This is a genomic window from Terrisporobacter muris, assembly GCF_024621905.1.
In the GTDB taxonomy this organism is placed as follows: Bacteria; Bacillota; Clostridia; order Peptostreptococcales; family Peptostreptococcaceae; genus Terrisporobacter; species Terrisporobacter muris.
In genome coordinates this window covers 1-7937 of sequence record NZ_JANKBY010000160.1, presented here as the reverse complement: position 1 = coordinate 7937, position 7937 = coordinate 1, and the positions used below count along the sequence as shown (strand labels likewise).

Here is a 7937-nt window from a genome sequence, read left to right as displayed (position 1 = left end):
AAAAAACAACAAGTGAATATGTAGGTAGAGGTGCAGTGTTTATCAGTATTAACAATGAGGTAGCACGATGATTTGTTAAGAAAGGAAATATTGCCGAAGCATATAACTGAGGCTTTAAGGTTATATAGCTGGGTGTATATAGAATATATATGCAACTGTCACTAATTTTAGTGTTGAGCTATCATTGAGAAGAACTATATTATTTTTTAGTATGTAATTATAACCTTGATGAAGCCATCAAGGTTTTTTTATTATAAAAAATGGCAAAACCCTAAAATATTCACAATCATCACATAGGGGGAAATAAAATGAGAAAAAGAAATGTAAGATTATTATTAATAACGACGATGTTGATTTTAATGTCGAGTGTATGCAGTTTTGCAGCTGAACAAGATATAGCTGTAATAAATGCAGAGAAGTATGGAGTATTAACTCTACTTCCACCATTAGTAGCTATTATTTTAGCTTTTATAACTAAAAATGTTATAGTATCTTTAGTTATTGGTGTAATGTCAGGTGGATTTTTATTAAACTTAAATGGCATAAATGTATTTTCAGCATTATTTAGTTCATTTTTAGATTTAGTTGATAGAGCTGTGGGAGCATTGGCTGATCCATGGAATGCAGGGATTATACTTCAAGTTTTAGCAATAGGTGGAGTAATAAACTTAGTTGCTAAAATGGGTGGAGCAAAAGCTATAGCTGAAGCTTTAGCAAAAAGGGCAAAATCTCCAAGAAGTGCTCAATTAATAACTTGGATAGCAGGTTTATTTGTATTTTTTGATGATTATGCAAACTCTTTAATAATAGGACCAATGATGAGACCTGTCACTGATAAAATGAAAATTTCAAGAGAAAGATTAGCTTTCGTGATAGATGCAACAGCAGCACCAGTTGCAGGTATAGCAATAATATCAACATGGATAGGTTTAGAAGTAGGACTAATTGGAGATGGATTTAATGCAATAGGAGTTAATGCCAATGCATTTAGTGTATTTTTAAATACTATACCATATAGATTTTACAATATATTAATACTTGGGTTCATAGTTATAACAGCAGTTTTACTAAAAGATTTTGGACCGATGAGAGAAGCAGAATTAAGAGCTAGAAGAGGAGAAACAAATTTAATTTCTAATAAAGATATAGATGAAAAAATAAGTAATGAGCATAGTGATTTAGAGCCATTACCAGGTGTTAAATTAAATATATGGAATGCTATAATACCAATAGGAATATTAATAGTTGGATCATTATTTGCATTTTATTACAGTGGATATACTACAATAATAGGTGGAAAAGATACAAGTTTAATTCAAATATTCAATGATTCACCATTATCATTTGTAGCAATAAGAGAAGCATTTTCTAATGCAGATGCATCAGTAGCCCTATTTCAATCTGCTTTATTTGCAGGTGTGATTGCCATAGCTATGGGTGTTGGTAAAAAAATATTTACAGTATCACAAGGATTAGAAATGTGGGTAGATGGAATGAAAACCTTAGTTATTACTTGTGTAATACTAATATGTGCATGGTCACTTTCATCAGTAATAAAAGAGCTTGGAACAGCAAGATATTTAATACAGCTATTATCAGGTTCTGTACCAGCATTTTTATTACCAAGTATAATATTTATATTAGGTGGAATAATTTCATTTGCAACAGGAACATCTTATGGAACAATGGGAATATTGATGCCACTTACTATACCTCTTGCTCACTCAATAAGTCCTGAAATGTCTTATATAATAGTTTGCATAAGTGCTGTACTTACAGGTTCTATATTTGGAGATCACTGTTCTCCTATATCAGATACAACAATACTTTCTTCAATGGGAGCTGGATGTAATCACATAGATCATGTAAGAACACAAATGCCATATGCTTTATTTGTAGGAAGTATAGCCATATTATTTGGATATATACCAGCAGGATTTGGACTTCCAATTTATTTAATAATTCCATTAGCTTTTGTGGCAATGTTTATAGGAATACAAATATTTGGAAAAAGTGTAGATATAGATGAAAAAGAAGAAAGCTTAATAGCTTAATATATTATATAAATCCCTTTAAATTATTGTATATAGAATAATTTAAAGGGATTTTTTTGTTTAACATAAATGTTACAAAATTTAGGGTTTATGTGTAAAAATATAGAGATGATTTATCTAAAAAATTAATAACTTAATATTTTACTAATATACTTACTCTTCTAGGAAAAACTATATAGTATAGTTAATAGTAATATTTAAAGGAGAATATATATATGAATAATAATTTTTCAATGAGAACAAATTTACTCATAGGTGAAGAAGGAATGAACAAACTAAAAAATTCCCGTGTTCTTATAATAGGAGTAGGAGGAGTGGGAAGTTTTTGTGTAGAAGCATTAGTAAGAGCTGGCATAGGAAATATAACAATAGTAGACTATGCAAAAGTTGAAGAAAGTGATTTTAATAGACAATTACCAGGATTGATTTCTAATTTAAATAAAGATAAGGTTAAAGTAGTAAAAGATAGATTAATAGATATAAATAAAGATTTGAACATAAAAGAATTTAGTTGTGTTTTTAATGAGGAAAGTAGTGATAAAATATTTAGTGAAAATTATGACTATGTTGTAGATGCCATAGATATGGTTTCTTCAAAACTTCATTTAATTCAGTTATGTATAAACAAAAACATACCTATAATTAGTTCCATGGGAATGGGGAATAAATTAGACCCAACAAAAATAGAAATTAATGATATTTCAAAAACTCATACGTGTCCATTGGCTAAAGTAATGAGAAAAGAGCTCAGAAATAGAGGTATAGAGCATTTGAAAGTCGTATTTTCCACTGAACAACCACTAGAGCTTAAAGAAAAAATATCAAATGGTCATAGAATATTACCTGGAAGTATTTCATTTATGTCTTCATGTGGAGGATTAATAATGGCATCACAAGTTATAAAAGATTTGTTAGATATAAAATGATTTGAAATACAAAACAAAAACAGTAATAATTTCAATTGTTATGGAAATTATTACTATTTTTACTTAACTAACTATAAAGTATGTTTTTATGCAGGGATATAATACTAATTTTATTTATTTTTTATCTCTCTTTTAGTAAAAAGTTTGTATATTTTATTTTTATAATAATCCAGATAGATACAGTAGCATAGATGACAAATAGGCACTATATATAAAAAAATAGCATAAGGGATAAACTTGTAGCTATTTATACCTAAAACTGAAGTAGGAATAAGTGCAGCAATACACCATGGAACTAGCGCAGAGGTAACAATGGCAGAATTAGAAAATTCCATGGCTATATCTTCATTTTTTAAATCTTTATAAGTATCCCTAAGTATTTCTATAGTTAAAATAAAAGCTATTGTTTGACTACACCCGATACTAGATATGATTAAGCCAAGAAATAAAGTTATTAAAAATAATCTGCTTCGATTCAATTTTATCTGTTGTAAATATTTTTCAAGACCAGCAAAAATATTTAAACCACTAAAAAAACCTGTTAAACAACAAGAAATAATAATTATGTAACAAGTTTTAAGCATTGAAATAATACCTCCACCCTTAATTATATTTGATAAAGATGAAGAAGTTTTATATCCGAATATAATATGATTAAACAAATCTAATATATTAGTTTTTTGAATAATAAAGCAAATTAATATGGAAGTTATAACACTTATAGTTATCGATTTAGTAATTGGTATTTTATTTAATGACAAAATAAGGATTATAATAGCAGGTATTAATAAAATAGGACTTATATGAAAATCTTTATACAAAGCTAAACTTAGTGAGTTATCAATAAAAGTTAAAGGATTTATTAAAGAAAATAATAGATAAAAAATAATGCTTATAATAGTTGGAATAATTCCGAAGATAAATACTTTTTTTACATAATTAAATAATTCAACTTTAGTCAAATTACAAAGAAGAAGTAGACTAGAAGATAAAGGTGAACATCTATCACCCAAGTATGCTCCAGACATTATTGCTCCTCCAACTAAATTTAAATTAAGATTAGATGCCCCAGCAATAATAATAAGAGGTATACCCACGGAGCTTATAGTACCAAAAGAAGTTCCAATTAAAAAGGATGTTATAGCTGGAATTAGAAAACAAAATAAAATGAATAAATTAGGATTAATATATTTTAATGAATAGTAGACTATAGCAGGGATTGTGCCACAACATAGCCAAGCACTTATTAAAACAGAAATTAATAATAAGATTTCTATGATAGGTAAAGATCTTTTGGACTCAAATGCATATAGCTTAAGAAGGTCTTTTACAGTTTTGCTTCTTTTTACACCAACTAAAGAAAATAGAATTAAAGAAATAGTCAATCCATATCCAAGAAAAATATTATTAAATACGCTGTATATTAACATGATAATCGTAAGTATAATAATTAAAAAAATACTCATACAATCACCCCCAGGGATTTATCATTATAATAAGATTATAGAGAAAAATTTCAGAAATATAAATTAAATATAAAAATATTTATAATGATAAATAAAAAGGTTAAAACAAATACTTGCCAAATAATGGAATATAGCTTATACTCATAACTATAAAGTGAATATTTAAGGTAGAGGTGCGATTTTTATTAGTAACGATAAGGAGTTAAGCAACGTTGAATTATTGTGAAAGGGAACATCGCCGAAGCATATAACTGAAGCTTTAAGGTTATTTAGCTGGGGATATATATAATATGTATATCACTGTCACTAAGAAATTAGTGGTGAGCTATCAAATGGATTTATAATTTAGTATAATTATGACCTTGATGCTCTTACATCAAGGTCTTTTTTAATTAGAGAAAATAGCCCTTATAATATTCACTATAAAATATTAGGGGGAAAAGAAAATGAAAAGAAGAAATTTGAGATTAGTTTTAATGACAACCATGCTATTCATAATGACAACGGCTCTATCATTTGCAGAAGAAGTTGATGTTGCAGCAGAAAATGCAGCTAAATTTGGAATATGGACTTTAATACCACCATTAGTTGCTATATCACTTGCTTTTATAACTAAAAATGTTATAGTATCTTTAGTTATAGGGATTATGTCAGGAGGATTTATATTAAATATAACAGGAAATAATCCTTTTATGGCAATATTTTATTCATTCCTGGATTTAATTCAAAGAGCAGTTGATTCTTTGGCAGATCCATGGAATGCAGGTATAATTCTTCAGGTCTTAGCAATTGGGGGAGTTATAAATCTAGTTGGAAAAATGGGTGGTGCAAAAGCCATAGCTGAAGCCTTATCAAAAAGAGCAAAAACAGCAAAAAGTGCTCAAATAATGACTTGGTTTGCAGGATTATTTGTATTTTTTGATGACTATGCTAATTCATTAATAATAGGGCCTATGATGAGACCTGTTACAGATAAAATGAAAGTATCAAGAGAAAGATTAGCCTTTATAATAGATGCAACAGCAGCGCCAGTTGCAGGTATAGCAATAATATCAACATGGATAGGCCTTGAGATTGGACTAATAGGAGATGCATTTTCATCTATTGGAGTTGAGGCAAATGCTTTTGGAGTATTTTTAAATACAATTCCATTTAGATTTTACAACATATTAATATTAGGATTCATAGTAATGACAGCATTACTTTTAAAAGATTTTGGTCCTATGAGAAAAGCAGAATTAGAGTGTAGAAGGGGAAGTCAAAATCTTACTTCAAATGAAGAAGTAAATAGACAATTAAGTAAACATGATGACTTAGAACCATTACCGGGTGTAAAACTTAGTGTATGGAATGCGATAATACCAATAGGAGCATTAATAGTTGGAGCATTATTTGCTTTTTATTACAGTGGATATACAGCAATAATGGGTGGAGAAGATAGTGCAGTAATTCAAATCATGCAAAATTCACCAGCATCATTTAATGGGATAAAAGAAGCTTTCTCAAATGCAGATGCATCAGTAGCTTTATTCCAGTCAGCTTTATTTGCAGGAATAGTAGCAATGGTTATGGGTGTAGCTAAAAAAATATTTACAGTATCAGAAGCTTTAGATGTATGGGTAGATGGTATGAAGACATTAGTAATAACAGGTGTAATATTAATATGTGCATGGTCGCTTTCATCAGTAATAAAAGAGTTAGGAACAGCAAAATATTTAATTACATTATTATCAGGTTCTCTACCACCATTTATAGTACCAAGCTTAATATTTGTGCTTGGAGCAATAATATCATTTGCAACAGGAACTTCTTATGGAACAATGGGAATACTTATGCCACTTGCTATACCACTTGCATATTCAATAAATCCAGATATGTCTTATGTAATAGTTGCAACATCAGCAGTATTAACAGGAGCTATATTTGGAGATCACTGTTCACCAATATCAGATACAACAATACTTTCATCCATGGGAGCTGGATGTAATCATATAGATCATGTTAGAACGCAAATGCCTTACTCAATATTTGTGGGAGTTATTACCATAGTGTTTGGATATATACCAGCAGGATTTGGATTACCTGTTTATCTAGTTTTACCATTAGCATTTGTAGCAATGTTTATAGGAATTCAATTACTTGGTAAGAGTGTAGAGGTTGAAGATATACAAGGAAATGAAGTGTTAGATAACTAATATTTATAAAAGACTTAAATGATGTATTTAAGTCTTTTTTTATGTAAATAATAAGTTATAGAGTTTGTAAAAGGAGAAATTGCTATGGCTTATGTAAATTTTAAAGAAGAAAATTATAAACTAAAAATTCAATTGGAAAAAAGAAAAAAGAATAATGAAAAAAATTATAGTTATATACTTAAACACAAAAAAGAGATGACTGATTATAATCCTGATGATAGATATAGTTATGAAACTATAGAAAATGAATTTATTGGTAAAAAAGGTATATTAGATGAAAAAGATTATTATAACATTTCTAATAGTGATATAGTGTGTGCAAATTTTAAAGATTGTACTTTTGCAAATGTTAAATTTATCAATTGTAGAATAATAGGTTGTAAATTTTATGATTGTAAATTTATATTAGGTGGTGTAATTTTTGAAAATTGTATATTTATCATGGAGGATAGCATACAGTCTCCATCATTGAATAATAAAACAAATTATTCTTGTGAATTTTATAACTGTGAGTTTTACAGTAAATTTAAAAACTCAGATTTATCATATGCAATATTTGAAAACTGTTTAATAAAAAATACTTCATTCGAAATATGTATGATGAAAAGTGTTATTATAAATAAATGTGAATTAAATAAAATAACAATTTCTGATAGTGATTTAAGCGGACTTAAAACACATAAATGTTATATTGTAGATTTTGAATTTGATGATAAATATAAAACAAAATTGGACGAAAAAACATTTTTTGATAAATTAGTGGAAATAAAAAAAGATAGACAAGAATATGAAGGATTGTATATGACTTATGAGACTATAGCAGATAAATTTAAAGAAAATACTTTAGATAATAATTTTGGTGAATATTATTATTTATGCAAAAAAACTGAAAGTAAAACTCTTGATCCGCTACCAAAGATGGCGTCATTTTTGTATAGAGCATTTTGTGGATATGGAGAAAGACCTTTTAATGCACTATTTGTAGGTATATTTTTAATAGTTCTATTTGCATTTTTATATTTATTTATCGGAGTAGATATTGATAATAATTATATTGTTTATAATTTAGAAACATTAAAAAACTTTAATTTTGTACAATTTATTGAAGATTATAACGAATCACTGGCACTAAGTTCAGGTATATTTTTAGGTGTAGGAGGATATAGTTGTGAGCCAGTTCAATCATCACTATTATTGTCTAATGTCGAAATGATCTTAGGGACAGTAACTGTGGGCGTTGGAATAGGAGCTATAGTAAGAAAAATTATAAGATAATATTTTCAAAAAAAAAGGAAA

Annotated in this window: 5 protein-coding genes and 2 riboswitches; of the genes, 4 read left to right on the top strand and 1 reads right to left on the bottom strand. The window is 28.0% G+C overall.

What is annotated here, in order from left to right; all coding sequences use genetic code 11:
* The first annotated feature begins 17 nt into the window (after positions 1-17).
* Positions 18-189: riboswitch (Lysine riboswitch) on the top strand.
* Positions 190-308: 119 nt separating this feature from the next.
* Complete coding sequence (locus tag NSA58_RS12290; protein WP_039678972.1) at positions 309-2054, top strand: Na+/H+ antiporter NhaC family protein; 1746 nt, start codon at positions 309-311, stop codon at positions 2052-2054.
* Positions 2055-2269: 215 nt separating this feature from the next.
* A complete protein-coding gene (locus NSA58_RS12285) occupies positions 2270-2980 on the top strand; it encodes a tRNA threonylcarbamoyladenosine dehydratase (RefSeq protein ID WP_039678973.1) in 711 nt (236 codons plus the stop codon).
* Between the two features lie 110 nt (positions 2981-3090).
* Here the strand turns inward: NSA58_RS12285 and NSA58_RS12280 are convergent, their stop codons facing one another.
* Entirely contained in the window at positions 3091-4446 is a 1356-nt protein-coding gene (locus NSA58_RS12280; protein WP_039678974.1) for a Na+/H+ antiporter NhaC family protein, read from the bottom strand.
* Positions 4447-4606: 160 nt separating this feature from the next.
* Positions 4607-4782, top strand: a riboswitch (Lysine riboswitch).
* A gap of 110 nt (positions 4783-4892) precedes the next feature.
* Here NSA58_RS12280 and NSA58_RS12275 point away from each other — a divergent pair.
* A complete protein-coding gene (locus tag NSA58_RS12275) occupies positions 4893-6641 on the top strand; it encodes a Na+/H+ antiporter NhaC family protein (RefSeq protein WP_074078736.1) in 1749 nt (582 codons plus the stop codon).
* A gap of 84 nt (positions 6642-6725) precedes the next feature.
* Entirely contained in the window at positions 6726-7916 is a 1191-nt protein-coding gene (locus tag NSA58_RS12270; protein ID WP_074078737.1) for a pentapeptide repeat-containing protein, read from the top strand.
* Positions 7917-7937: the final 21 nt, after the last annotated feature.